General features: G+C 74.2%; 21 protein-coding genes. 9 read left to right on the top strand and 12 right to left on the bottom strand.

What is annotated here, in order from left to right; genetic code table 11:
* Nucleotides 1-164: 164 nt before the first annotated feature.
* The 10 genes from lysX to ABTY15_RS01365 form a co-directional block, all read right to left on the bottom strand.
* Complete coding sequence (gene lysX, locus ABTY15_RS01410) at nucleotides 165-1,721, bottom strand: bifunctional lysylphosphatidylglycerol synthetase/lysine--tRNA ligase LysX (RefSeq protein WP_502893394.1); 1,557 nt, start codon at nucleotides 1,719-1,721, stop codon at nucleotides 165-167.
* 95 nt (nucleotides 1,722-1,816) lie between these two features.
* On the bottom strand, nucleotides 1,817-2,557 hold the full coding sequence (locus ABTY15_RS01405; RefSeq protein ID WP_350574318.1) for a hypothetical protein: 741 nt from the start codon (nucleotides 2,555-2,557) through the stop codon (nucleotides 1,817-1,819).
* Nucleotides 2,558-2,637: 80 nt separating this feature from the next.
* Complete coding sequence (locus tag ABTY15_RS01400; protein ID WP_350574316.1) at nucleotides 2,638-3,423, bottom strand: type III pantothenate kinase; 786 nt, start codon at nucleotides 3,421-3,423, stop codon at nucleotides 2,638-2,640.
* A 33-nt stretch (nucleotides 3,424-3,456) separates the two neighbouring features.
* Nucleotides 3,457-4,431, bottom strand: coding sequence for a carboxylating nicotinate-nucleotide diphosphorylase (nadC, locus tag ABTY15_RS01395; protein ID WP_350574313.1), 975 nt, complete (start codon nucleotides 4,429-4,431; stop codon nucleotides 3,457-3,459).
* A gap of 4 nt (nucleotides 4,432-4,435) precedes the next feature.
* Nucleotides 4,436-6,109: an L-aspartate oxidase gene (locus tag ABTY15_RS01390; protein ID WP_350574309.1), complete on the bottom strand. Its 1,674-nt coding sequence runs from the start codon at nucleotides 6,107-6,109 to the stop codon at nucleotides 4,436-4,438.
* 16 nt (nucleotides 6,110-6,125) lie between these two features.
* On the bottom strand, nucleotides 6,126-6,575 hold the full coding sequence (gene panD / locus ABTY15_RS01385) for an aspartate 1-decarboxylase (RefSeq protein ID WP_350574307.1): 450 nt from the start codon (nucleotides 6,573-6,575) through the stop codon (nucleotides 6,126-6,128).
* A gap of 55 nt (nucleotides 6,576-6,630) precedes the next feature.
* Complete coding sequence (gene panC / locus ABTY15_RS01380; protein ID WP_350574305.1) at nucleotides 6,631-7,536, bottom strand: pantoate--beta-alanine ligase; 906 nt, start codon at nucleotides 7,534-7,536, stop codon at nucleotides 6,631-6,633.
* A 2-nt stretch (nucleotides 7,537-7,538) separates the two neighbouring features.
* A complete protein-coding gene (locus ABTY15_RS01375; RefSeq protein WP_350574582.1) occupies nucleotides 7,539-8,402 on the bottom strand; it encodes a Rossmann-like and DUF2520 domain-containing protein in 864 nt (287 codons plus the stop codon).
* 177 nt (nucleotides 8,403-8,579) lie between these two features.
* A complete protein-coding gene (locus ABTY15_RS01370) occupies nucleotides 8,580-9,269 on the bottom strand; it encodes a response regulator transcription factor (protein WP_350574303.1) in 690 nt (229 codons plus the stop codon).
* Nucleotides 9,270-9,302: 33 nt separating this feature from the next.
* Nucleotides 9,303-10,532 (bottom strand): sensor histidine kinase, encoded by a 1,230-nt coding sequence (locus tag ABTY15_RS01365; RefSeq protein ID WP_350574301.1) that lies wholly within the window; start codon nucleotides 10,530-10,532, stop codon nucleotides 9,303-9,305.
* Between the two features lie 139 nt (nucleotides 10,533-10,671).
* On the opposite strand from ABTY15_RS01365, the gene ABTY15_RS01360 reads away from it, so the two are divergent.
* Both ABTY15_RS01360 and ABTY15_RS01355 read left to right on the top strand, forming a co-directional pair.
* The gene (locus tag ABTY15_RS01360) at nucleotides 10,672-11,688 is read left to right on the top strand and encodes an SAM-dependent methyltransferase (protein ID WP_350574299.1); all 1,017 of its coding nucleotides are present in this window, start codon (nucleotides 10,672-10,674) and stop codon (nucleotides 11,686-11,688) included.
* Complete coding sequence (locus ABTY15_RS01355; RefSeq protein ID WP_350574297.1) at nucleotides 11,685-12,854, top strand: NADH-quinone oxidoreductase subunit D; 1,170 nt, start codon at nucleotides 11,685-11,687, stop codon at nucleotides 12,852-12,854. The genes ABTY15_RS01360 and ABTY15_RS01355 overlap by 4 nt, the downstream gene beginning before the upstream one ends.
* Nucleotides 12,855-12,920: 66 nt before the next feature.
* Here the strand turns inward: ABTY15_RS01355 and ABTY15_RS01350 are convergent, their stop codons facing one another.
* The gene (locus ABTY15_RS01350) at nucleotides 12,921-13,769 is read right to left on the bottom strand and encodes a DUF3109 family protein (protein WP_350574580.1); all 849 of its coding nucleotides are present in this window, start codon (nucleotides 13,767-13,769) and stop codon (nucleotides 12,921-12,923) included.
* A 351-nt stretch (nucleotides 13,770-14,120) separates the two neighbouring features.
* On the opposite strand from ABTY15_RS01350, the gene ABTY15_RS01345 reads away from it, so the two are divergent.
* Together ABTY15_RS01345 and ABTY15_RS01340 are read left to right on the top strand one after the other, a co-directional pair.
* Nucleotides 14,121-14,600 carry a hypothetical protein gene (locus tag ABTY15_RS01345; protein WP_350574295.1) on the top strand — a complete coding sequence of 160 codons (480 nt, stop codon included), beginning with the start codon at nucleotides 14,121-14,123 and terminating at the stop codon, nucleotides 14,598-14,600.
* Between the two features lie 37 nt (nucleotides 14,601-14,637).
* Nucleotides 14,638-17,547, top strand: coding sequence for a toxin glutamine deamidase domain-containing protein (locus ABTY15_RS01340; protein ID WP_350574293.1), 2,910 nt, complete (start codon nucleotides 14,638-14,640; stop codon nucleotides 17,545-17,547).
* Nucleotides 17,548-17,928: 381 nt separating this feature from the next.
* Here the strand turns inward: ABTY15_RS01340 and ABTY15_RS01335 are convergent, their stop codons facing one another.
* A complete protein-coding gene (locus tag ABTY15_RS01335) occupies nucleotides 17,929-18,462 on the bottom strand; it encodes a hypothetical protein (RefSeq protein ID WP_350574291.1) in 534 nt (177 codons plus the stop codon).
* A 476-nt stretch (nucleotides 18,463-18,938) separates the two neighbouring features.
* On the opposite strand from ABTY15_RS01335, the gene ABTY15_RS01330 reads away from it, so the two are divergent.
* From ABTY15_RS01330 to ABTY15_RS01310, 5 genes are all read left to right on the top strand, one after another.
* A complete protein-coding gene (locus ABTY15_RS01330; protein ID WP_350574289.1) occupies nucleotides 18,939-20,240 on the top strand; it encodes an SUKH-4 family immunity protein in 1,302 nt (433 codons plus the stop codon).
* A gap of 291 nt (nucleotides 20,241-20,531) precedes the next feature.
* Entirely contained in the window at nucleotides 20,532-21,383 is an 852-nt protein-coding gene (locus ABTY15_RS01325) for a glycerophosphodiester phosphodiesterase (protein ID WP_350574287.1), read from the top strand.
* 140 nt (nucleotides 21,384-21,523) lie between these two features.
* Nucleotides 21,524-22,486, top strand: a complete 963-nt coding sequence (locus tag ABTY15_RS01320; protein WP_350574285.1) for a Ppx/GppA family phosphatase — start codon at nucleotides 21,524-21,526, stop codon at nucleotides 22,484-22,486.
* 626 nt (nucleotides 22,487-23,112) lie between these two features.
* Nucleotides 23,113-23,916 carry a sugar phosphate isomerase/epimerase family protein gene (locus tag ABTY15_RS01315; RefSeq protein ID WP_350574578.1) on the top strand — a complete coding sequence of 268 codons (804 nt, stop codon included), beginning with the start codon at nucleotides 23,113-23,115 and terminating at the stop codon, nucleotides 23,914-23,916.
* Nucleotides 23,917-23,944: 28 nt separating this feature from the next.
* Nucleotides 23,945-24,736 carry a class I SAM-dependent methyltransferase gene (locus ABTY15_RS01310; RefSeq protein WP_350574283.1) on the top strand — a complete coding sequence of 264 codons (792 nt, stop codon included), beginning with the start codon at nucleotides 23,945-23,947 and terminating at the stop codon, nucleotides 24,734-24,736.
* Nucleotides 24,737-24,861 lie beyond the last annotated feature (125 nt).

Raw genomic sequence — 24,861 nt, 5'->3', positions numbered from 1 at the left:
TCGGGCGGCTGACGGCGTCGGTCGCGGCTTCGCCCGTGGGTCAGTCGAGGTCTTCCTTGGCCTTCTGGGCACCGCCCTGGCTGCGGACGATGGCCCGCACCAGGAACCCGAAGCCGATCGCCATGACCAGCGGCGGCACGATCGCGCTGACGTAGTCCATCAGGTCACTCCTCCTCGGTCTTCTCCGCCGCGGCGGCGGAGGCCTTCGGCTCCGGCTTCACCAGCGGGAAGAGCACGGTCTCCCGGATGTTCTTGCCGGTCAGCAGCATGATCAGGCGGTCCACGCCGAGGCCGAGGCCACCGGTCGGCGGCATCGCGTACTCCAGGGCGCGCAGGAAGTCCTCGTCCACCTGCATCGCCTCGACGTCGCCGCCGGCCGCCAGCAGCGACTGCGCGGTGAGGCGGGCGCGCTGCTCGACCGGGTCGACCAGCTCGGAGTAGGCGGTGCCGATCTCGGTGCCGAAGATCACCAGGTCCCACTTCTCGGCCACGCCGGCGATCGAGCGGTGCTCGCGGGTCAGCGGGGAGACCTCGGTCGGGTAGTCCTTGATGAAGGTCGGCCGGACGGCGTTCTCCTCCAGCAGGCGCTCGACCATCTCCAGCACGATCTGACCGTGGCCCCAGGACTTCTCGAACGGGATGTTGTGGTCGAAGGCCAGCTTGCGCAGCTCCTCGACACCGGTCTCCGGGGTGACCTCGACGCCCAGGCGGGCGGAGATGCCCGGGTAGACGCTGACCTCCTCCCACGGCTCGGCCAGGTCGATCTCGTGCTCGACGCCGTGCGCGTCCACGCCCTTGATCACCGTGGTGCCCAGCGCGTCCCGGGCCGCGTTGACGATCGTCTCGCGGATCAGCTCGGCCTGGGTGTCGTAGTCGCCGTACGCCTCGTACGACTCCAGCGAGGTGAACTCCGGGTTGTGGGTGGAGTCCGCGCCCTCGTTGCGGAAGTTGCGGTTGATCTCGAAGACCTTCTCGGCGCCGCCGACCACCAGCCGCTTGAGGTACAGCTCGGGCGCGATGCGCATGTAGAGGTCGATGTCGTACGCGTTGATGTGGGTCTTGAACGGACGCGCGTTGGCGCCGCCGTGCACCGGCTGGAGCATCGGGGTCTCGACCTCGATGTAGCCGCGGTCCTCGTAGGTGCGGCGGATCGAGCGGACGACCTTGCTGCGCAGGTGCAGGATCTCGCGGGCCTCGGGGTTGACGATCAGGTCGACGTACCGCTGGCGGACCCGGGCCTCCGGGTCGGTCAGGCCCTTGTGCTTGTCCGGCAGCGGACGCAGGCACTTGGCGGTGAGCTCCCAGCGGTCCACCATCACCGACAGCTCGCCGCGCCGGGAGGTGATCACCTCGCCCTCGACGCCGACCTGGTCGCCGAGGTCGATGTCGGACTTCCAGGCGGCCAGCCGCTCGTCGCCCAGCTTGTCCAGGGAGAACATCACCTGGAGGTCGCCGGTGCCGTCGCGCAGGGTGGCGAAGCACAGCTTGCCGCCGGTGCGGGAGAGGATCACCCGGCCGGTGATGCCGACCCGCTCACCGGTGGCGGTGTCGGGCTCCAGGTCCGGGTGCTTGGCACGCAGGTCCGCGATGGTGCTGGTGCGGGGGAAACCGACCGGGTACGGGTCGACACCGGCCGCCCGGAGCCGGTCGAGCTTCTCGCGCCGGACGCGCATCTGCTCGGGAAGGTCGTCGGTCGCGGGAACAAGGCTCTGATCGCTCACCCCACAAGGGTAGCCAGCCACACACCGTGCTCCGCCACGGGATAACGCGGAGGGGAGACCGTGACGACGGTCTCCCCTCACGAGGCGGGTGCGGCTCAGCCGGTGCCGGTGGCCAGCTCGACCTCCTCGGGCGCCGCGGCGGCGGGCGGGGCCGGGTGGGTCGGGGGCTTGGGGCGGCGGCCGAAGAGCTCGGCCGGGGTGGGCATCCGGTGCGGGTGGGGCGGGGTCTGCGGAGCGGCCGGCTGCTCGGCGCGGGCGTCGGTGCTGCTCATCGTGGTCCGTCCTCCTACAGGGGTGGGGAGACTGCTCGGGCGTGCGGTGGGGCTCGGTACGGCGACCAGGTGGCGCGGCTGTCCGGCGGTGAGCGCGAGCCGTTCGCGGACGGCGGCCTCGGCCAGCGCGTGGCAGCGCCCGGCCAGCCGGGAACGGCGGGAGCGCTCGCTCTGGCCGCACGGCTGGCGGGTCAGCCCGCGCAGCGCGGTGAGGTCCTCGGGGCCGGGCAGGTAACCGTCGGTGACGGCCTCCTCCAGCCGTTCCAGGTAGCCGCCGGCGCTGCCGGGCAGGGCCGCCCGGTACCGGCCGAGGTCGGCGAGCAGGAAGGCGCGCAACCGGCCGCCCTCCTGGACGGCCTCGTCGATGGCCTCGGTCAGGCGCAGCGCGTCCTGGACGTCCTCCGCCCACAGCTCGGCGCCCGGGCCGGTGAGGGCCGGGCGGTCGAAGCCGTGCGGATGGAGGGGGACGGTGGGGTGCAGGGCTTGGGCGAGGGCGCGGCGCAGCACGCGGACTTCGTCGGCGCTGAAGGCCATGCCGCCGCGCGATCCGTGTGGCGTAGGCATGGGTTGACACTACGTGAGGAATATCCGATTTGTCGGTAACCTCGCGCCGGACACCCACGTTCGGCCTGACGGCCCTCCGGTCAGCTGGGCTTGTTGCGTTCGTAGACGAGCCGCAGGCCGATCAGGGTCAGCCAGGGCTCGTGCACGTCGATGGTCGAGGCCTCGCCGAGGACCAGCGGGGCCAGGCCGCCGGTGGCGATCACCTGGACGTCGTCCGGGTCCTTGGCCAGCTCCCGGGCCATCCGCTCGACCAGGCCGTCGACCTGCCCGGCGAAGCCGTACAGGATGCCGGACTGCATGCCCTCGACGGTGTTCTTGCCGATCACGTTGCGCGGCCGGGTCAGCTCGATCTTGCGCAGCAGGGCGCCGCGCCAGCTGAGGGCGTCCACCGAGATCTCGATCCCGGGGGCGATCGCGCCGCCGACGTAGTCGCCGCGCGCGTTGATCGCGTCGAAGGTGGTGGCGGTGCCGAAGTCGACCACGATGCACGGGCCGCCGTACAGGTGGTTGGCGGCCAGCGCGTTGACGATCCGGTCGGCGCCGACCTCCTTGGGGTTGTCCATCAGGACGTGCACCCCGGTCTTCACCCCCGGCTCCACGATCACCGCGGGGACGTCGCCGTAGTAGCGGCGGGTCACCTCGCGGAGCTCGTGGAGCACGGCGGGTACGGACGAACAGATCGCCAGGCCCTCCACCGCGGCCTCCCGCACAGCGGTGTGGTTGCCCATCAACCCCTGGAGCAGCACGGCCAGTTCATCGGCGGTGCGGCGCGGATCGGTGGAGATCCGCCAGTGTTCCACGACCTCCTCGCCGTCGAACAGGCCAAGCGTGGTCTGGGTGTTGCCGACGTCGATGGTGAGGAGCATGAGGCGCTTTCTGCGTGAGGGGCGATCAGGTGATCAGGCGCGCAGGTCCAGGCCGATGTCCAGGATCGGCGAGGAGTGCGTGAGCGCGCCCACGGCCAGGTAGTCGACACCAGTCTGGGCGACCTCGCGCGCGGTGGCCAGGGTCAGTCCGCCGGAGGCCTCCAGCCGCGCCCGGCCGGCCACCAGTTCGACGGCCTCCTTCAGCTGCGGGACGGTGAAGTTGTCCAGCAGGATCAGGTCGGCCCCGGCCTCCAGCACCGGCGGGATCTGCTCCAGGGTGTCGACCTCGACCTCGACCGGCAGGTCGGGGTAGGCGGCCTTGACGGCCCGGAACGCCTCGGCCACGCCGCCGGCCGCGACCACGTGGTTGTCCTTCACCAGGGCGGCGTCGGAGAGCGCCATCCGGTGGTTGGCGCCGCCGCCGCAGCGCACCGCGAACTTCTCCAGCGCGCGCAGGCCCGGGGTGGTCTTGCGGGTGTCCCGGACGACCGCGCCGGTGCCCTCCAGGGCGTCCGCCCAGGCCCGGGTGGCGGTGGCGATGCCGGACAGGTGGCAGAGCAGGTTGAGCGCGCTGCGCTCGGCGGTCAGCAGGTCCCGGGTGCGGGAGCGGACCGAGAGCAGCACCTGGCCGGCTTCCACCCGCTCGCCGTCCTGGACGTGCCGCTCGACCTCGAACTCCTCCTCGCAGACCAGCGAGACGACCGCCTCGGCGATCCGCAGGCCGGCCACCACGCCGGCCTCGCGGGCGGTGAAGTCGGCGGTGGCGACGGCCTCCGCGGGCACCGTGGCGACCGAGGTGACGTCCTCGCCGCCGGCCAGGTCCTCGGCCAGCGCCAGGGTGGCGACGTCCTCGACCTCGATCGGGTCCAGCCCGGCCTCCTCCAGCAGCTCGGCCAGCTGCGGGTCCAGGCCGGTCTCGTAGCCCTCGCCGTCGCCGCAGGCGCAGCCGTCCCCGCAGCCGCCGCCCTGCGCGTCGGCCAGGGGGAGTTCCTCGTGGGAGTGGGTCATGGTTCTACTGCTCCTCAGGGGTGCTGACGGGGTCGCCGGAGGCGGTGAGGGTGGTGATCAGGTGGCGGCGCCAGTGCGCGTCGTCGCGCTCCGGGAAGTCCTCGCGCCAGTGGCAGCCGCGGGTCTCCGCACGCTGTGCGGCGGCCGCCACCAGTGCGGTGGAGACCAGCAGCAGGTTGGCGGCCTCCCAGGTCTCCACCCGGGGGTCGGCGGGCTTCTCCTCGGCGACGTGCGCGTAGGCCTGCTCGGCGATCAGCGCGAGCCCGGCCGCGGCGTCGGCCATCGACGCGGCCGAGCGCAGCACGCCCGCGCCGCGCGACATCAGCCGCTGGATCTCGGCGCGCGCCTCGGACGGGGGCAGCGGCACCGGGCGCGCGGCCCGCGCGGCGGCGACGTCCACCGACCGCTCGGGCAGCTCGCCCGCGCGGTGCCGCTCGGCCAGGTCGGCGGCGATCCGCTCGGCGAAGACCAGGCCCTCCAGCAGCGAGTTGGAGGCCAGCCGGTTGGCGCCGTGCACGCCGGTGCAGGCGACCTCGCCGCACGCGTACAGGCCGGGGACGGTGGTGCGGCCGTGCTGGTCGGTGCGGACGCCGCCGGAGGCGAAGTGCGCGGCCGGGGCGACCGGGATCGGCTCGGTGACCGGGTCGATGCCGTTGGCGCGGCAGGAGGCGAGGATGGTCGGGAAGCGCTGCTCCCACATCTCGGCGCCGAAGTGCCGCCCGTCCAGGTACATGTGCTCGGCGCCCTGTTCCTGCATGCGCCGGGTGATGGCCTTGGCGACGATGTCGCGCGGGGCCAGTTCGGCCAGCTCGTGCTGCCCGACCATGAAGCGGACGCCGTCCGCGTCCACCAGGTGGGCGCCCTCGCCGCGGACCGCCTCGGAGACCAGCGGCTGCTGGCCCTCGGCCTCGGGGCCGAGCCAGAGCACGGTGGGGTGGAACTGGACGAACTCCAGGTCGGTGACGGCGGCGCCGGCCCGCAGCGCGAGCGCCACGCCGTCGCCGGTGGAGACCGCCGGGTTGGTGGTGGCGGAGAAGACCTGGCCCATGCCGCCGGTGGCGAGCACCACGGCGCGGGCCCGGACGGCGCCGACGCCGTCGCGCTGGCCCTCGCCCATGACGTGCAGGGTGAGGCCGGCGGCGTGGCCGTCGGCGTCGGTGAGCAGGTCGAGGACGAGGGCGTGCTCGATCAGCTCGATGCCGGGGTCGCTGCGGACGGCGGCGACCAGGGCGCGGGATATCTCGGCGCCGGTGGCGTCCCCGCCGGCGTGCACGATCCGGCGGCGGTGGTGGCCGCCCTCGCGGGTGAGGAGGATCTCGCCGTCGTCGCCGCGGTCGAAGTCGGCGCCGGTGGCGATCAGCCGGCGGACGGCGTCCGGGCCCTCGGTGACGAGGGTGCGGACGGCCTCCTCGTCGCAGAGTCCGGCGCCGGCCACCAGGGTGTCGTCGAGGTGCTGGCCGGGGGTGTCGCCCTCGCCCAGGGCGGCGGCGACGCCGCCCTGGGCCCAGCGGGTGGAGCCGTCGTCCAGCATCGCCTTGGTGACCACCAAGGCCCGCAGGCCGGCCTTGCGGACGTTGAGGGCGACGGTGAGGCCGGCCACCCCGGAGCCGACCACGACCACGTCGGTGGTGGTGGTCCAGCCGGGAGCGGGGGCGGTGAGGCGCTGCGTGACGGACATGACTTCAGTGGCTCCTTCAGTGCGCGACGGCGGTGGCCGCGCCGTTGCCGTCACCGTACGCCGCGTCGCCGCGGAGCAGTCCGCTGCCCTCCGGCGCATCGGCCGGGTCGCCGCCCAGGCCGGTGATCCGGTTCTGCTCGTCCACGAAGACGATCTTCGGCTGGTAGCCCTTGGCCTCGGCCGTGTCCATCTGCCCGTAGGCGATGAGTATGACCAGGTCGCCGGGGTGGACCAGACGGGCGGCGGCGCCGTTGATGCCGATCACGCCGGTGCCCCGCGGGCCGGCGATGGTGTAGGTCTCCAGCCGGGCACCGTTGTTGATGTCGACGATGTGGACCAGCTCACCGGGGAGCAGGTCGGCGGCGTCCAGCAGGTCCTCGTCCACCGTGACGGAGCCGACGTAGTGCAGGTCGGCCTGGGTCACGGTGGCCCGGTGGATCTTGGACTTGAGCATGGTGCGGAGCATTGCGGGTCACGCCTCCTGTGAGTGCATGCCTGAAGGGGAGTACTTCGAACCGGTCTTACCGAACGATGATGCGAACGTTGTCGATCAGGCGGGTGGTGCCCACCTTCGCGGCGACGGCCAGCACCGCCTCGCCCTGGAAGTCGTCCGGCGCCTCGGTGAAGGCGTGCGGGTCGATCAGGGCGAGGTAGTCAAGGGTGACACCCTCGGCGCCGTCCAGGGCGGCCGAGGCGGCCTCCCGTACGGCCTTGGGGCCCTGCGCGGCCACGTCGCGGCCGGCGAACAGCGCCTTGGAGAGCGCGAGGGCGTGGCCGCGCTCCGCCTCGGAGAGGTAGCGGTTGCGCGAGGACAGCGCCAGGCCGTCCTCCTCGCGGACGGTCGGCACGCCGACGATCTCCACGTCGAAGTCCAGGTCGGCGACCATCCGCTGGATGACCGCCAGCTGCTGGGCGTCCTTCTCGCCGAAGAACGCGAAGTCCGGGTCGGTGATGTGCAGCAGCTTGGCGACCACGGTCAGCACGCCGTCGAAGTGGCCGGGCCGGGTGGCGCCCTCGAAGCGCTCGCCCATCGGGCCGGCCGACAGACGCACCTGCGGCTCGCCGTTCGGGTACACCTCGTCGACGGAGGGCGCGAAGACCACGTCGGCGCCGTTCTCCTCGGCCAGCCGCACGTCGTCGTCCAGGGTGCGCGGGTAGCGCTCCAGGTCCTCGTTCGCGCCGAACTGCAGCGGGTTGACGAACACCGTCACCGCGACCCGGCCGTCCCGGCCGACCTGCTTGCGGGCGGCCCGGATCAGCGCGGCGTGGCCCTCGTGCAGGGCGCCCATGGTCATCACGACGGCGTTGTCGACCGGCTGCTCGTCCGGCCAGAACGCGGCCTCGAAGTCGTCCACGGTACGGGTGACCACGGCCCGGTGGACCTTCGGCGTCCGCTGGGCCTTGCCCGGCTGCTTTCCGCGTGCCATCTCTACGGCTTCTCCTCGTTCAGTACGTCCAGCAGCGCCGCCGCCGACGCTTCGTCGATCGTCCCGCGGGCGAGCGCCCGCTGGGCGGTGGCGCGGGCCATCGCCCGGTACGCCGCCGGGATGTCCGGGGACACCGTACTGAGCTGCGCCAGGTGGCGCCGCACGGTGCCCGCGTCGCCCCGGGCGACCGGGCCGGTGAGGGCCGCGTCGCCGGAGCGCAGGCTGTTGTCCAGGGCGGCGCCCAGCAGCGGGCCGAGCAGCCGGCCGGGCTCCGCGACGCCAGCCGTGCGCAGCAGGTCCATCGCCTGCGCGACCAGCGTGACCAGGTGGTTCGCACCGTGCGCGAGGGCCGTGTGGTACAGCGGGCGGACGTCCTCCGGGACCCACTCCGGCTCGCCGCCCATCTCCACCACCAGCGCCTCGGCGACCGGCCGCAGCTCCTCGGGCGCGGTCACCCCGAACGGGCAGCCGGCCAGCCGGTCCAGGTCCACCGAGGTGCCGGTGAAGGTCATCGCCGGGTGCAGTGCCAGCGGCAGCGCCCCGACCCGGGTCGCGGGCTCCAGGACGGCGACGCCGTGCGCGCCGGAGGTGTGCACGACCAGCTGCCCGGGGCGGATCGCGCCGGTCGCGGCGAGCCCGGCCACCAGGTCGGCCAGCGCGTCGTCGGGCACGGTGAGCAGCACCAGGTCGGCGGCGGCCAGCACCTGCGGCGGGGTGACGATCCGCACGCCCGGCAGCAGCGCCTCGGCCCGGCGGCGGGAGGTGGTGGAGACCCCGGAGGCGGCGACCACGGTGTGCCCGGCGAGTTGCAGGGCGGCGCCCAGCGCCGGGCCGACCCGGCCGGTGCCGACCACGCCGACGGCCAGCCGGGCCGGCCGGTTGCCCGGGTCGGTCGGGTCGCCGAAGCCGTCGGCGAGCGGGGCGAACTCGCCGTGGTCGGCGAAGTCGGACGGACTCACGCGTCCACCTTTGTCCTGATCTCCGTTCCGGTCCACCCTGGGTACCGGACGTACCGGCCCATTCTACGGGCGGCCGGCGGGGTTTCAGTCGGCTGCGCCGGCCCGGATCAGCCCCGCCTCGTACGCCAGGACCACGGCCTGCACCCGGTCGCGCAGGTCGAGCTTGGCCAGGATCCGGCCGACGTGCGTCTTCACGGTCGCCTCGGAGAGCACCAGCCGGGCCGCGATCTCCCCGTTCGACAGCCCCTGGGCGACCAGCAGGAACACCTCTCGCTCGCGCTCGGTGAGCGGGCCGAGGACGTCCGAGCCGGGGGCGCTGTGCGGGGTGGGCAGCACCTCGGCGAAGCGGTCGATCATGCGGCGGGTGGTGGTCGGCGCGACCACCGCGTCCCCGCCGTGCACCGCCCGGATCGCGGCCACCAGCTCGGTCGGCGGCACGTCCTTGAGCAGGAAGCCGCTGGCCCCGGCCTTGAGCGCGGCGAAGGCGTACTCGTCCAGGTCGAAGGTGGTGAGGATGAGCACGTGCGGGGCGTTCGGCAGCGGGCTGCCGTCGTCCGCGAGGCAGATCCGGCGGGTGGCCTGCACGCCGTCCAGGCGCGGCATCCGGACGTCCATCAGGATCACGTCCACCGGCGTGTGCCGCAGCCGTTCCAGGGCCTGGGCGCCGTCACCGGCCTCGGCGGCGATCTCGATGTCGCCCTGCGACTGAAGGATCATCCGGAAACCGGTGCGCAGCAGCTCCTGGTCGTCGACAAGCATCACGCGGATGGTCAAGGTGGCTCCTAAGCTCCGAGAACAGGCAGGGGGTCAGTGTGCCGCCTTGAGCGGGAGCACGGCGCGGATCCGGAAGCCGCCGCCGGGGCGCGGGCCCACGTCGAGGCTGCCGCTGACCATGCCGACCCGCTCGCGCATGCCGATCAGGCCGTGCCCGAGGCCGTCCGTGCCGCCGGCGGCCAACTGCTCGTCGGTGGTGCCGCGCCCGTCGTCCTCGACCAGGACGGCCAGTTCGCGCTCGCCGAAGTCGACCGCGACCCGGGCGTGCACGTGCGGGCCGCCGTGCTTGCGGACGTTGGTCAGCGCCTCCTGGACGATCCGGTACACCGTCAGCTCGACGCCGCGGGGCAGTTCGCGCGGGTCCCCGGAGGTCGCGTAGTCCACCGTCAGCCCGGCCGTGCGGACCTGCTCCAGCAGCTCCGGCAGCTCCTCGACGCCCGGCTGCGGCACGTACTCCTCGGCGGTGTCGGCGGTGCGCAGCACGCCCAGCAGGCGGCGCATCTCGACCAGCGCCTGCCGGCCGGTGGAGGCGATCGTGCCGAGCGCCTCCTTGGCCTGCTGCGGCGAGTTGTCCAGCACGTACGCGGCGCCGTCGGCCTGGACGATCATGACCGAGACGTTGTGCGCGACCACGTCGTGCAGCTCGCGCGCGATCCGCGCCCGCTCGGCGGCGACCGCCACCTTGGCCTGCGCGTCCCGCTCGCGCTCCAGCCGGGCCGCGCGGTCCTCCAACTCGGTCAGGTAGGCGCGGCGCACCCTGGTCAGCCGGCCCCACGCCCAGCAGAGGATGAACGGCGTGCTCATCAGCAGCATGAGCAACGCCGCCTCGCCCACGCTGTACGGGGTCTGGATGACGGTGTTGCCGTCCTCCGAGAGGTGCGTCTTGCTCGGGTGCAGCCGCCAGAACACCAGCGGACCCGCGGCCAGCCCCGCCGCCAGCGCCAGCCGGGACGTCCAGGCCTGCCCGAACGCGGCGCCGGTGTAGGCGAACACCAGGTAGGCGATGGAGGAGGCGGCCGGGTCGACGTCGGCGGCCACCTGGCCGAGCCCGACCCCGGCGGCGGCCGCCACGGTGACGTCCGGGTACCGCCGGCGGAAGACCATCAGCGCGGGCAGCAGCACGGCCAGCAGGATCTGAGCGTCGAAACGCCAGCCCTCGGGGAAGCTGTCGTTCGGCAGCAGGCTGAAGAGCAGCACGATCGCCGCCCAGGCGGCGTCGACCACCATGGGGTGACGGCGGAGCCAGGCGTTGAGTCGATGCACGTCTCCAGCGTAGGCAGTCACGCGAGGTGCCCAGGTCCGCCGGTAGGGCGATCCGTCCTACTCCGTAGGTCGGAGACGCCCCTGCCCCGGTTCGCTCCGGTTGCGAGGGGCTCCCCGGAGGCCGGTAGCGTCCCGCTCCATGACTTGGATGCGGTGGGCGCCCGCCATGGAACAGGCCCTGTACGACCCGGACGGCGGCTTCTACCGCAGGCCGGAGGGCCCCGCCGGGCACTTCCGCACCTCGGTGCACGCCTCACCGCTTTTCGCCCGTGCGGTGGCACGGCTGCTGCTGGAGGTTGACGCGGCCCTCGGCCGTCCGGAGGAGCTGGCCTTCGTCGACGTCGGGGCCGGACGCGGCGAACTGCTCCTCGGCGTGCTGGACGCGCTGCCCGCCGAGGTCCGGGACCGGCTGCGCCCGTACGGCGTGGAGATCGCGGACCGGCCGGCCCACCTGCCGTCCACAGCCCTGTGGACGGACGAGCTGCCGCGCGGCCTCACCGGGCTGCTGTTCGCCAACGAGTGGCTGGACAACGTGCCGCTGGACGCCGGGGAGGTCGACGGGAACGGGGTGCTGCGCTACGTCGAGGTCGACACCGCGACCGGGGAGGAACGGCTCGGCGGGCCGGTCTCCGACGCCGACGCCGCCTGGGCCGCCCGCTGGTGGCCGGTGCGCCGCCCCGGGGACTTCGTGGAGTTCGGCGGCCCCCGGGACGCCGCCTGGGCGCGGGCCGTCGCCGGGCTGGACCGCGGCCTGGCCGTCGCCGTCGACTACGGGCACCTGGCCGGGAGCCGGCCGCCGCTCGCCACCCGCACCGGCTTCCGGGAGGGCCGCGAGGTCGCGCCGGTGCCGGACGGCTCCTGCGACGTCACCGCGCACGTCGCCCTCGACTCCGCCGCCGCCCCCGGTCTCCACAGCCTGTGGACGACGCAACGGGAGGCACTGCGCGCGCTCGGCGTGAGCGGTGCCCGCCCCGCCCTCGCCCTGGCCTCCACCGACCCGGTCGCCTACCTGCGGGCGCTCTCCGGCGCGGGCGAGGGCGCCGAGCTCACCGACAGTGCCGGGCTCGGCTCCTTCGGCTGGGTCTTGCAGGCCGTCCGCATGCCGGTACCGACGAGCTTGGAAACCCTGGTGGGATGGCAGACTCTGACCTCATGAGGGAGACCACGGTCGGCATCGGGGCGGGAGCCGAGAACTTCACCAGCGAGGCGGGCACCACCGACATGGTGCTCAACATCGGCCCGCAGCACCCCGCCACGCACGGCGTGCTGCGGCTGCGACTGGTGCTCGACGGCGAGCGCATCGTCACCGCCGAGCCGGTGATCGGCTACATGCACCGGGGCGCGGAGAAGCTGTTCGAGGCCCGCGACTACCGGCAGATCATCATGCTGGCCAACCGGCACGACTGGCTCTCCGCCTTCTCCAACGAACTCGGCGTCGTACTCGGCGTCGAGCGGATGCTCGGCATGGAGGTCCCCGAGCGGGCGGTGTGGATCCGCACCCTGCTCGCCGAGCTCAACCGGGTGCTCAACCACCTGATGTTCCTCGGTTCCTACCCGCTGGAGCTCGGCGGGATCACCCCGATCTTCCACGCCTTCACCGGCCGCGAGGACCTCCAGCACGTCCTGGAGGAGGCCTCCGGCGGCCGCATGCACTACATGTTCAACCGGGTCGGCGGCCTCAAGGAGGACCTCCCGGCCGGCTGGCTCGGCCGCGTCCGCGCCGCCGTCGCCGTCGTCCGCTCCCAGCTGCCGGTCTTCGAGGACCTGGTGCTCGGCAACGAGATCTTCCGCGCCCGCACCGCCGGCGTCGGCGTGCTCACCCGGGCCCAGGCCGAGGCGTACGGCGTCAGCGGCCCGATCGCCCGCGCCAGCGGCCTCGACCTCGACCTGCGCCGCGACGAGCCCTACCTCGCGTACGGCACCGAGGAGCTGCGGCAGGTGCTGACCGTCGTCACCCGCGAGGAGGGCGACTGCCTCGCCCGCTTCGAGTGCCTGCTGGAGCAGACGGTCAACTCGCTGGACCTGGCCGACGCCTGCCTCGACAAGCTCGCCACCCTGCCGGCCGGGCCGGTCAACCAGCGGCTGCCCAAGGTGCTCAAGGCCCCCGAGGGGAGCACCTACGCCTGGACGGAGAACCCGCTCGGGATCAACGGCTACTACCTGGTCTCGCGCGGCGACAAGACGCCGTGGCGGCTCAAGCTGCGCTCGGCGTCCTTCAACAACATCCAGGCGCTGACCGAGCTGCTGCCGGGGACGCTGGTGGCGGACATGGTGGCGATCCTCGGCTCGATGTTCTTCGTGGTCGGGGACATCGACAAGTAACCGGGTGTGGGGGCTGCCGGGGCTGCTGTCCCCGGCAACGGCGGTGGCGGGTGGGGGATTCGGGCGTCAGGCCAGCTTGGACTTGGACGTGGGCTTGGGCTTCCTGGCCGGGGTGGCCGGGTCGGCCGGGTGCGGGGCCACCTTGCGGTCGCCCTTGGTGGCGATCCGCTCCGCGCACAGGCCGGCCAGCACCTCGTACGCCGCCTTGCCCATCAGCTCGGTGAGCTCGGGGCGGTAGCTGACGTACACCGGGTCCGGGCCGCCGTGCGCCGCCGGGCTGCCGGTGCACCACCAGTGCAGGTCGTGGCCGCCCGGGCCCCAGCCTCGGCGGTCGTACTCGCCGATGGAGACCTGGAGGTAGCGGGTGTCGTCCGGGCGGTCGATCCAGTCGTAGGTGCGGCGGATCGGCAGCTGCCAGCAGACGTCCGGCTTGGTCTCCAGCGGCTCCCGGCCCTCCTTGAGCGCGAGCGCGTGCAGGGCGCAGCCGGCGCCGCCCGCGAAACCGGGGCTGTTCACGAAGATGCAGGCGCCGTTGATCCGGCGGGTCTGGCGGTCGCCGTCCTCGTCGAGCATGGTGACGCCGTCGTCGGACCGGATCCGGCCCTTGGCGTCGGTGCCGTGCGCGAAGTTCTCCCACAGCTCGGGCGTCAGCCGTGCCGCGTGCCCGAGGACGCGCTTCTCGTCGTCCTCGTCCGAGTAGTGCGCGCCCAGCGTGCAGCAGCCGTCCGACTCGCCGCGGCCCTCGCGGATGCCGTGGCAGCCCTGGCCGAAGACGCACCCCCAGCGGGAGGTGAGCCAGGTCAGGTCGCAGCGGAAGACCTGCTCCTCGTCGTCGGGGTCGACGAACTCGACCCAGGCGCGCGGGAAGTCCAGCGGGACCTCGTCGCGCGGGAGCTCGCGGCGCAGGGTCGGCATGGCGAGGTCGACCGGGGCCGGGGAGTTCTCGGTCTTGTCCTTGACCTTGACCTTGGACTTCTTCTTGGACGTTTCTGCTGCTGCCACCCGGCAAGGGTAGAGCCTTCGGGGGCTGCCGAGGGCCTGCGGTCGGGGTATTTGCGGTGATTTGGCCGGGGGAGCGATGGTCGGGTGGTGGTTGGGGTGGTGGTCGGGCGGTAGCTGCGGTGGTCATCGGGGTGGTTCCGGTGGGGTGCTTCCGGCGGGGTGGTGAAGGGCGGGTGAAGACGTCCGGCGGGCGGTGCGGGCGGGGTCGGCGGCGCACCTAGGATGGCGGCCTGTCCGCGACGGGGAGGTACCGGGAGGTACGGGATGGCAGGCGGCGGGAGCGGGACCAGGGGGAGCGCCGAGGGCGGGGAATTCGTCATCAAGCCGTGGGAACTCCACGGCGAGGGGCGGGAGTTCGAGCGGATCGGGCGCGAGTTGGGCAAGGCCGTCGGCGCGCTGGAGCGCGGCCTCGGCGCGCTCGGCACCCCCTGGGGGACGGACGCGCCGGGCAGCGGCTTCGCCGCGGTCTACGGGCATGCGCACGGTGAACTCGCGGCCGGGCTCAGGGGATTGGCCGGGCGGCTCGGACAGGTCGGCACCGGGCTGCACACCATGGCGGAGCGCGTCAGCGACGCCGACACCACGGCGGCGGCCGGCTTCGGGCCGGGGGGCCGGGTCGGGGCGGATCCGGCGGTGGCGAGTCCGGCGGTGGCGGTGGGGCGTCCGAAGGCGGGGACCGGGAATCCGGCGGTGGCGGCAACCCCGGGGCCGGCGCCGGCCGTCCCCAAGGACATGTCGGCCTGACGCCGCGGAGCTCGCAGGTCGAGAAGGGGGAAAACGCGTGGCCCTGAAACTGCCCGAGGAACTGGTCCCGGTCCTGGCCAGGACCGGCCGCCACTGGCCGCAGGCCGACGAGGACGGGCTGCGTCGCGCCGCCGGACTCTGGCGGGAGTTCGGCACCGAGGCGGACCGCCTCACCCGGCTCTGCGGCGAATCCGTCCAGCGCGTCACCGCCGACAACTCCGGCCGCGCGGTCGAGGCCTTCGGTGCGTACTGGCGGGCGTTCAGCGGCGGGGGCAAGGGCCACCTGGACGACGCGCACGCCGCCGTCGGGCTGGTCGCCGGGGCGTTCGACACGGCGGCGCGGGCGGTCGACGGCTGCAAGGCCGAGATCATCGCCACGCTGCGCCAGCTCGCCGCCGAGCTCAAGCAGGCGGAGGAGCAGGCGGCCAAGGCCCGGGAGGCGGCTGCCTCTGCTGCTGCTTCCGGCACCGGTGCCGATGCCGGTGGTGCGAAGAGCTCCGGTGCGGTGAAGAGTTCCGATGCGGCGAAGAGTTCCGATGCGGCGAAGGGCGGCGTGGTCGGCGGGATCCAGCAGGCCGTGGGCGGACTCGCTACCGACCTGCGCAACGCCGCCACCCTGCAAGCCGCCCAGGCCGTGGCGGCGCTCGCCGTCGAGACCGCCGGGCTGAAGATCGGCGGGCTGCTCGACGAACTCGGCCGCGGCATGAAGGACGCCCTCGACACCGCGCTCAAGGACCCGGCCGCCGTCGCCCTGCTCCGGCTCGGCGGGCCGGCCGGGACCGGCGTCACCAGCGCCTCGTACCGCACCCCCGGCGGAACCTTCGACCCGCGCGCCGCCGGCCTGCCCGCCGCCCTCGCCGAACCGGGCGTGCTCGGCACCGACGGCACCGGGCTGGTCCTGCTCGCCGGGCGGGACGGGCGGCCCGTCGTCGGCGTGCCCGGGCTCGCGGTCAAGCTCGACCCGGCCGGGAAGCCCGTCCTCGGGCCGGACGGCAAACCGGTCATCCTCCGGGCCGACGGCACGCCCGTCCCCGACGCGGCCGGGCTGCTCGTGGTCCCGGGGCCGGACGGCCGGCCGGTCGTCGGCGTGGCGGACCTGGGCGTACGGCTCGACGGGCAGGGGCAGCCCGTGCTGACCGGCCGGGACGGCAAGGAGGTGCACGGGCTGCCGCTGGCGGACCTGACCGACCTGTCGGACCTGACGGCGCTGGACGGGGTGGAGACGAAGGCCGGGCGGGACCGGCGGGACGGCGCGGCGGATCCGAAGGTGCTGAGCGCGGTCGTGCCGGGGGGCGTACCGGGGGTCGTGCCGGGTGCCGTTCCGGGGCTCGCGCCGGACGCGGGGCCGGTGGTCGGCGGTGCGGCGGACCCGGTGGTCGCCGGGGCCCGGGGCGCCACCGGCGGGGTTGCCCCGGTCGCGGCGACGGGGGCCTCGTACGCCACCGGCGGGGTCGCGCCCATGAGCTCGTCCGGCGCCGACTGGTCGCCGCCCGCCCACGGGAACGCCCCGGCGCGGGGTACCGGCCCGGTCCACCAGGGCGGGGGATCCGGCTGGTCGGAGGGCGACTACCAGCTCCAGCCCGCGGCTCCGGCCGCTGCCGCCGCTCCCGCCCACCCGAGCGGCGGGGGCGGCGGGGGCGGCGGGGGCGCCCCGGTGACCGTCCGGACCGACTCCGTGCTCGCCCCGCCCGCGCCGACTGCACCCGCCGCCTCTCCTTCGTACGGGCCGGGCCCGGAGGCACCGTCGGTGCTCCGCGCGGTCGGGGTGACGGGCCAGCTCGGCGCACCGTACGGCCCGTCCTACCCGGGGCCGTCCTCCGCCGGTCCGCTCGGCGGCGGATCGGCGGCCACCGGCCTGGTCGGGCCCGGCCCGCTCGCGGGTGGTGGCGGACCGGCCGGCCACGCGGCGGCACCGTTCGGCAGCGGCATCGGCGCGGGCGCGCCCGCCGTCGGAGTCGTCGGAGCGGCCGGCCCGTCCGGTCCGGCCGCTCCCTCCGGGGTGGTCGCGGCCCCTGGCACCACCGCCCCCCGGACCCCCGCCGGCACCCCGGGCACTCCCGGCACCGGCGCCGCGCCGCACCCCGGCGCCGCGCCCGGCGGCCCGGCCACCGCCCCGGCACCCCCGGCAGCACCGCCGGTCGTCGGCACCACCCCGGTCATCGGCCGCCCCGAACCCCACCACGTCGACGGCCGCCGCCGGGAGGACAGCGCCGTACCCGCCGCCGACACCGCCCTCGCCTGGGGCGCCGTCCCGGTCGCCACCGCCCACGCGCTGGCCCTCCAGCTCGCCCTGCGCGCCCGACGCGGCGACGCCCCCGCCGACGACCCGTCCGCCCGGCTGCGCACCATCGCCGACAGCCGTCCGTACGGCCTGCCCGGCGGGCTCGCCCCCGTGGACCCCGCGCACCAGGCCGAGGTCGAACGCCGTGCTCCCCGGGACGCCGACGGCCGCCCGCTGCGGCACCCCGACCCGGCCGCCGGCGACTGGGCCGAAGCCGTCAACGACGGCGGATACCGCGAACCCGGCCGCGCCAACAACAGCCTGGAGATCGCCCTGTCTGCCGTCGACGGCTACTCGGGACACCCCACCTGCGCCGCCCCGCGCATCCCCACCGAGGGTGACGCCGGCGAACGCGGCGGCCGCGACCGCGCCGAACGCGAACTGGGTGCCCCCTTCCGCGACCTCGGCGACGGGGACCACGCCTTCGGCCGCCTCACCGCCGAACTGCGCCGCGCCGGCCACGGCTCCCAGGCCGTCCTGCTCACCCGCGACACCTACGGCCGCCCCCACGCCTGGAACGCCGTCAACCACCAGGACACCGTCACCTACCTCGACCACCAACTCGCCCGCCGGAGCCCCACCCCCCTCCACCCCGCCACCCACGGCCTCTGGGCCATCGCCCTCACCCCCGAAGGCCACCCCCTCGATCTCACCCCCACCCCATGACCTCTGGGAGTCACCCATCCCGCGCAGGAAGTCGGCCCATCCGACTTCCTGCGCGCGGAGGCGCCTCCCGCGCCTCCCACCCAGGGAAAAATATGTAGACCGGTCGTCATATTCCCTCGCCACCTCGCGCCCTCCGGCGCTGCGTCCTGCACAGGAAGTCGGGCCGGCCGACTTCCTGTGCACGTGCAGTGCGGTGCCCGGGCGGCCTATGTAGACCGGTCGTCATATTCGCCGGCGGCCGACAGAAGGCCGGCCTTCGCAGGAAGTCGGATGGGCCGACTTCCTGCGCACACAGCAGCCTCAAGGGGTCGGTGTTGTGGAAGCTGCCCGCAAGTCGTGGGCCCACCGCTCGGAAGTGGCGGGCCCGCGGGGGGAATCGGATCAGGCCAGCGGGGTGCCGTCGGGCCAGAGGCAGGGGGAGATGACCTCCAGTTGGAAGGTGCGGCTCGTGTCGCCGGCGTCGTCCAGGATGGCGACGAAGTTGTCCTTGGGGTTCTTCATCTTCAGCCAGCCGATATGGGCGTCGGACTCCACCGGTTGGAAGCCCCGTCCGGTGAGGTAGGTGCGAAAGGTGTCCGCAGCTCGCGTCCTGTCGGGCAGTTGGAGGTCATCGAAGGTGGCGGACCGCCAGGTCTGCTTCCGGCCGTGCGGGTCGACGTCGTTGGCGTCGCATTCCAGATCGCTGAATGAGGTTGGACTCGACACCGGCTTGATGGGCAGGTTCGCCAGAATGTCCGTCTGGTAGCTGTCGATCAGTTTCTTCGCCTGGTCTTGCGTCATCGTGGGCTTCGACCGCTCCTGCACCGTGTCCACCCCGCAGGCATTCAGGGCCAGCGTCGTGATCGCCAGCACGGCTGCAACCGCGGACCTTTTGGCCAGTGACAACGCCGCGGAGGTGTTCATCGTGGTGTTCATGTGATCGGCTTTCCGGCGATGGCCTGTCCCATCGCGATGAGGGACGCAGAGTTCTTCTCCGAGCAGCCGGAGTGATCCGTCCCCGGGAAAACGAGACCAGGATTCGCCATGCGTCCCCCCTGCAGTCGGGCCCGGGGCGCCGCCCGGGGCATGCGTATCCGACAGCATTTCTGGTGTCGGATAGTAATCGACTGCTTCCTGGCCGCGATCGGCCGGCTGTGCGGCGCAGGTGCTCCGGCGGGCGGGGAGTGGTCGTTGCGGGGGGTCTGTGTGGGGCTCGTTGGTGGCCTGGGTGGGGTCTGTAGACCGGTCGTCATATTCGGCCGCGGGGTGATGGTGTCGTGCGGGGTGGCTTCCGGTGCAGGGGCTGGCGGCGGTGGGGGCGGGCTAGGTAGACCGGTCTCTATATTCGCCCGGCTGGTCTGGGTGGGGTTGCTGGCTCAGGGAGTGGGAGTGGGAGTGGACGGGGTGTGGGTGTGACGTCGCGGGCTTGGGCGGTGGAGGTGGCGGGCCGGTGGATCAACGGGGAGCTGCCGCAGGGGGCTGGGGCGGTGCGGCGGGTGTGTGCGCACGAGTTCGAGCTGGGCTGGGTGGTGTGGGCGGAGCCGGCGCGGGTGGAGGTGGATCCGCGCACGGGGGAGCGGCGGGCGCCCGAGGAGGTGGGAGCGGCGTGCGGCGTGGTGGACCGGGAGACCGGGCGGTTCACGGTGTGGCCGTCGGTGCCGGTGGACGAGGTGGTCGGGCTGTACCGGGACTTCGTGGGCGCCGGCGGGTACGACCCGGCGCGCCCGCCGGTGACCGGGCGCGGCACCTGGGCGGAGCTGACGTACCGGGACGGCGCCGGTGAGGTGCGCTCCCTCGCGCTGCGGTCGGCGGCCGGGCTGCCGCACCCGGCGCTGCGCGGTTGGTGGTGGCTGCGCGAGCAGGGGGTGGCGGCCGAGGACGTGCTGGCCGTCCGGACCGACCTGCGGATGAGTGCGCTGCCCGGCGGCTACTGGGCGCATGCGCTGGCGGCGGAGCTGCCTGCGGTCAGGGTGGGGTACGACCTGCCGTACGGGCCGAGGTTCGACCATCGGGCGGCGGCGGTACGGGCGTTGCCCGCGCCGCAGGACGGTCCGGCCCGCAACCGGGTGCCGTTCCCGCGGCCGGCGCAACCCGCCCGGGCGGCGGCCGAGCCGGATGCCGTACTGGCGGCGCGGCTGGTGGAGCGGTTCGGCCCGGCAGGGGTGCGGCGCTTCGATCCCGCGGACGTGGCGCGGGCGGAACTGCCCGGGGACGCCGCCCGGTTGCTGTCGGCGGTGGGGTTGCCGGTGTCCGTGGAGGGGTTCTTCGCGCTGCACCACCCGGGCGCGGAGGCGATCGCGGACGGTGTCCGGACGGGCGGCGGCGTGCTGCCCCCGTTGGCGGCGCGCCTCACGGAGTCGGGCCGGGGCGCCCGGGCGGCGGAGCGGGAGCGTTCGGCGCTGGCCTCCCAGCTGGTGCTGGGCTCGGACGGCTGGGCACTGGTGACGGTGGATTCGGTGTCGGGCGCCGTCCGGGCGGTCGATCCGGACTACGCGACGGCCCGCCACTGCAACGCGGACCTGCGGGCGTTCGTCGGCTGCCTGGCGCTGTTCGCCGAGCGGTTGCCCGCGCTGCGCGGGCTGGACCCGGTGGCGGCGGGCCCGGCGGTGGACGCGTTGCAGCGCGCGCTGGCGGAGCTGGACGGGACGGTCTTCGACGACCCGGAGAACTGGTGGGCCGTCATCGTGGAGCAGTTGTGGGACGGGTTGTTGTGAGCTGAAGTGCGTACCCGTCCGATGCCTGCCCGGTGCGCGCCCGGGGGCGTATCGGGCGGGGTGCGGCGGGGCGGGCGCAGGGCAGGGGGAACCGGATGGCACTGTCAGGTTGTCAGATCAATTGGTGATCTCGTGCCGACCTGTGTTGGATGACCCGGCGCAGGACCAGCGATACCCGCACGACCCGCACGACCCGCACGACCCGCAGGACCAGCGAGACCCGCACGACCCGCGGGACCCGTCGCGCCGAACCGAAGACAGCACCCGAAGCAAGAGCTGGAGCCCCGACCCGTGACCGCCTCGCCCCGCGCCGCCAAGACGGCCGTCCTCGCCGCCCTCGCGGTCCTGGCCGCCGGGTGCGCCTCCGGCCCCGCGTTGCGGGCCCACTCGGAGGCAGTCCCGCCGCTGTGCGCGGGGCCGGTGGTGGCCGGTCACCGGGGTTCCCCGTTCAACGCCCCCGAGAACACCATGGCCTCCTTCGAGACCGCCCTCGACCAGGGCGCCGACTGGCTGGAGACCGACGTGCAGACCACCAGGGACGGCGTCCCGGTGCTGATGCACGACGCCACGGTGGACCGCACCACCAACGGCAAGGGCGCCGTCGCCGACCTGACCGCCGCTCAGGTCGCCGACCTGCGGGTGACCATCGGCCCCGGCCCGGCCGAGCCGGTCCCCACCCTGGAGCAGCTGCTCCGGCGGATCGCGGGCAGCAGCGTCACGCTGCTGATGGAGATCAAGTGGCAGCGCGCCGAGGACGTCGCCCGGATCGCCCGGATCGCCGCCGGCAGCGGCGCGCACGTCATCCTGTACTCGTTCTCGGCGGAGCACCTGCGCCAGGCCCACGCCGTGGCGCCCGCCCTCCCGGTGGTGCTGATCCAGGGCGCCGCGATCGCCGAGGACCCCGGTGACCTGCCGCTGCGCGGCATCGCCCTGGACTCCTCGCTGGCCAGCTCGGCCCGGATCGCCGCCGAGCGCCGGGCCGGTCGCCAGGTGTACGTCTGGACGCTCGACGACGAGGAGTCCTGGCAGCTGATGGCCGCCCGGGACGCCGACGGCCTGATCACCGACACCCCGGGCCCGGCCCGCCGCTGGGTGGACGCCAACTGCCGCACCGCGCACGGCTCCGGCCCGCGCGGGCACTGAGCAGCGGACACGGAGAAGCCGACGCCGGGAGGCCGGCACCAAGAAGCCGACGCGGAGAAGCCGGCGCCGAGAGCCCGGACCAGCGTGATTACCGTCGCAACCGGTCGTCCCCGGGGCCGAATCGCGTAGCGTGGAGAGTTATGCGACTCGGTGTGCTCGACGTAGGTTCCAACACGGTCCACTTCCTCGTGGTGGACGCCCACCCCGGGGCCGCCCCGCTGCCCGCGTACTCGCACAAGGCCGAGCTGCGGCTGGCCGAGCTGCTGGACGACGAGGGCTCGATAAGCGAGGCCGGCGTCGAGCGGCTGGTGGGTCACGTCGCCTCCTCGCTGCGGGTCGCCGAGGACAAGGGCGTCGTCGACATCCTGCCGTTCGCCACCTCCGCCGTGCGCGAGGCCGCCAACGGCGAGGAGGTGCTGCGCCGGGTGACCGCCGAGACCGGCGTCGAGCTGCGGGTGCTCTCCGGCCAGGACGAGGCCCGGCTCACCTTCCTGGCCGTCCGCCGCTGGTTCGGCTGGTCGTCCGGACGGCTGCTGAACCTGGACATCGGCGGCGGCTCGCTGGAGATCGCCTGCGGCCTGGACGAGCAGCCGGACGTCGCCTGTTCGCTGCCGCTGGGCGCCGGCCGGCTCACCGCCCGCTGGCTGCCGGGGGACGTCGCGGACCCGGACGGGCTGCGCGAGCTGAGACGCCACATCCGCGCCGAGATGGCGACCGTGGTCGGCGAGATCTCCCGGCTCGGCCCGCCGCAGCACGCCGTCGCCACCTCCAAGACCTTCAAGCAGCTCGCCCGGATGACCGGCGCCGCCCCCGCCGACGCCGGCCCGTACGCGGACCGCCGGCTGACCCGCAGCGGGCTGTCCGCCTGGTTGCCGCGGCTGTCCAACATGACCGTCGCCGAGCGGGCGCAGATCCCCGGCGTCTCCGAGGGGCGGGCCAAGCAGCTGCTGGCCGGCGCGCTGGTCGCGGACGCCGCGATGGACCTGTTCGGCCTCGACGAGCTGGACGTCTGCCCGTGGGCGCTGCGCGAGGGCATCATCCTGCGCCGCCTGGACACCATGGACAGCCCTGCCGACCGCCGCCGCCCCGCCCTCGCCGGCTGAGCCGCGCCCGGCCCCCTGTCCTGACCCCGCCTCCGCCAGGCATCCTGCCCGACGTCCTGCCCGGCCTCCCGCCCGGGTCGGACCGGGCCGGACCCGCCGGGATCCGGTCCCGTTCGGAGCGCGGTCCGCTTACGCTGTCTCCCGTGGTGCAACCAGCGGGCGAGGACGGGACGCGGGAGGGCCGCACTCCCGGGGACGGGCAGTCGCGGTCGGACGGACCGCGCCGCAGGCTCGGCAAGGCCGTCAAGGGCGCCACCGCGGCGCAGGCCGCGAAGGCCGTCAAGGCGGCCCAGCGCACCGCCCGGAAGGCCGCACCGGCGAAGGACGCCCCGCCGAAGGCCGTCGCCGGACGGCGGGCCGCCGCACGGGCCGCGACGCCGCAGCAGCCGGCCGACCCCGCAACGCCGAAGCCGCAGCCGCAGCCGCAGCCGCAGCCGCAGCCGAAACCGAAGCGGACGAAGCGAGCCACCACCCCCGCCCCCCGGGAGACCCGCACCGCCCGCGCCGCCGGGGCCGCCAAGGCCGCCGTCCAGTCCGTGAAGTCCGTCAAGGCCGCCCGCCGCGAGGCCGCCCGCCCGCCGCTGCTGCGCACCACCGACCGCCTGGTCCTGCCGCAGCACCCGGCCCTGCACATCCCGGACACCAAGGTCGCCCTCTCCACCGCCTCGGTGTACCCGGCGAGCACCGCCGTCGCCTTCGAACTGGCCGCCAAGCTCGGCTACGACGGCGTCGAGGTGATGGTCTGGAACGACCCGGTCAGCCAGGACGTCGAGGCGCTGCGCCGCCTCTCCGAGGCCCACCAGCTGCCGATCCTGGCCGTGCACGCGCCCTGTCTGCTGATCACCCAGCGGGTGTGGACCACCGACCCGTGGACCAAGCTGGTCCGGGCCCGGGCGGCGGCCGAGAAGCTCGGCGCGAGCGCCGTCGTCGTCCACCCGCCGTTCCGCTGGCAGCGCCAGTACGCCCGCGAGTTCGTGGCCGGCATCAACCGGATGGCGGGCGAGACCGACGTCCGCTTCGCGGTCGAGAACATGTACCCGTGGCGCTACCGCGACCGCGAGGTGCTGGCGTACGCGCCCGGCTGGGACGTCACCGAGGAGGAGTACCGGCACTTCACCATCGACCTCTCGCACGCCGCCACCTCCCGGATCGACGCGCTCGCCATGGTCGAGCGGATGGGCGACCGGCTCGCCCACATCCACCTCGCCGATGGCAGCGGCTCCGGCAAGGACGAGCACCTGATCCCCGGCCGCGGCAAGCAGCCCTGCGCCGAGCTGCTGGAGCTCCTCGCCCGCACCGGCTTCGACGGCCACGTGGTGCTGGAGGTCAACACCCGCCGCTCCGCGTCCCCCGCCGAACGCGAGGCCGACCTGGCCGAGGCGCTGGCCTTCACCCGCCTGCACCTGGCCACCCCCTCGCACGTACGCTGATCGTGAACGACCGTACGGAGGGGGAGAGATGACGAACAATCGGAGCTACAGCGAGGTCGCGAACTTCGAGGAGCTCGCCAGGAGCTTCGGTGCGGTGGCCGCCGAGTACGACCGCGGCCGCCCCGGCTACCCGGTCGAACTGTTCGACGAAGTGGAGCGGCTCTCCGGCCGCAGCCTCAAGGGCGCCCGGGTGCTCGACGTCGGCGCCGGTACGGGCATCGCCACCCGCCTGCTGGCCGCGCGCGGCGCGGACGTCGTCGCCGTCGAGCCCTTCGCCGGGATGGCGGCCCAGTTCCTGGCCTCCTCACCCGCGCTGCCGCTGGTCCGCGGCAACGGCGACGAGCTGCCCTTCCACGACCACTCCGCGGACCTGATCACCTACGCCCAGGCCTTCCACTGGACCCGCCCCGAGGCGTCCGTCCCCGAGGCGATCCGGGTGCTTCGGCCCGGGGGCGCCCTCGCCACCTGGTGGAACGTGCTCGACGAGACCGTGCCGTGGGTCCGGGCCCGGGTCCTGCGGATGACCGGCGCGCTGCCCGACCGCTACCACGGCTACGGCCGGATCGCCGAGCACACCGGCCACTTCGCCCCGGCCGGCCTGGAGGTCTCCCGCGCGGTGCTGCGCTGGGAGCGGCGGGTCACCGTCGACCAGGTGATCGACAACCTCACCTCCCGCTCCTTCATGGCCTCGCTCGCCCCCGAGGAGCGCGAGCCGCTGCTGGCCGTCGAACGGGAGGCCCTGCTCGCCGACTTCCCGGACGGCCTGGTGGTCGAGCCGTACCTGCTGGACCTGACCGTGGCGCGCACCCCGGCGGCCTGACCGCGCCGCGACGGGCCGATCCCGCCGCGACGGGCCGAGCACCGTCCGAAAAGCGCTGACCGCATCGCGGACGGAGCGTCCGCCGCCCGGACGCCGGGCGTAGGCTCGGTAGCCACAGCGGCCCC

Source organism: Kitasatospora sp. NPDC097643 (assembly GCF_040302625.1).
Taxonomy (GTDB): Bacteria; Actinomycetota; Actinomycetes; order Streptomycetales; family Streptomycetaceae; genus Kitasatospora.
This window is presented reverse-complemented; position numbering and strand designations above follow the sequence as displayed.

Excerpts from the sequence above, each read along its gene's own strand:
- ABTY15_RS01405 (WP_350574318.1), bottom strand. The coding sequence starts at position 2,557 with ATGCCTACGCCACACGGATCGCGCGGCGGCATGGCCTTCAGCGCCGAC.
- ABTY15_RS01400 (WP_350574316.1), bottom strand. The coding sequence starts at position 3,423 with ATGCTCCTCACCATCGACGTCGGCAACACCCAGACCACGCTTGGCCTG.
- nadC (WP_350574313.1), bottom strand. The coding sequence starts at position 4,431 with ATGACCCACTCCCACGAGGAACTCCCCCTGGCCGACGCGCAGGGCGGC.
- ABTY15_RS01390 (WP_350574309.1), bottom strand. The coding sequence starts at position 6,109 with ATGTCCGTCACGCAGCGCCTCACCGCCCCCGCTCCCGGCTGGACCACC.
- panD (WP_350574307.1), bottom strand. The coding sequence starts at position 6,575 with ATGCTCCGCACCATGCTCAAGTCCAAGATCCACCGGGCCACCGTGACC.
- panC (WP_350574305.1), bottom strand. The coding sequence starts at position 7,536 with ATGGCACGCGGAAAGCAGCCGGGCAAGGCCCAGCGGACGCCGAAGGTC.
- ABTY15_RS01360 (WP_350574299.1), top strand. The coding sequence starts at position 10,672 with ATGACTTGGATGCGGTGGGCGCCCGCCATGGAACAGGCCCTGTACGAC.
- ABTY15_RS01355 (WP_350574297.1), top strand. The coding sequence starts at position 11,685 with ATGAGGGAGACCACGGTCGGCATCGGGGCGGGAGCCGAGAACTTCACC.
- ABTY15_RS01350 (WP_350574580.1), bottom strand. The coding sequence starts at position 13,769 with ATGCCGACCCTGCGCCGCGAGCTCCCGCGCGACGAGGTCCCGCTGGAC.
- ABTY15_RS01345 (WP_350574295.1), top strand. The coding sequence starts at position 14,121 with ATGGCAGGCGGCGGGAGCGGGACCAGGGGGAGCGCCGAGGGCGGGGAA.
- ABTY15_RS01335 (WP_350574291.1), bottom strand. The coding sequence starts at position 18,462 with ATGAACACCACGATGAACACCTCCGCGGCGTTGTCACTGGCCAAAAGG.
- ABTY15_RS01320 (WP_350574285.1), top strand. The coding sequence starts at position 21,524 with ATGCGACTCGGTGTGCTCGACGTAGGTTCCAACACGGTCCACTTCCTC.
- ABTY15_RS01310 (WP_350574283.1), top strand. The coding sequence starts at position 23,945 with ATGACGAACAATCGGAGCTACAGCGAGGTCGCGAACTTCGAGGAGCTC.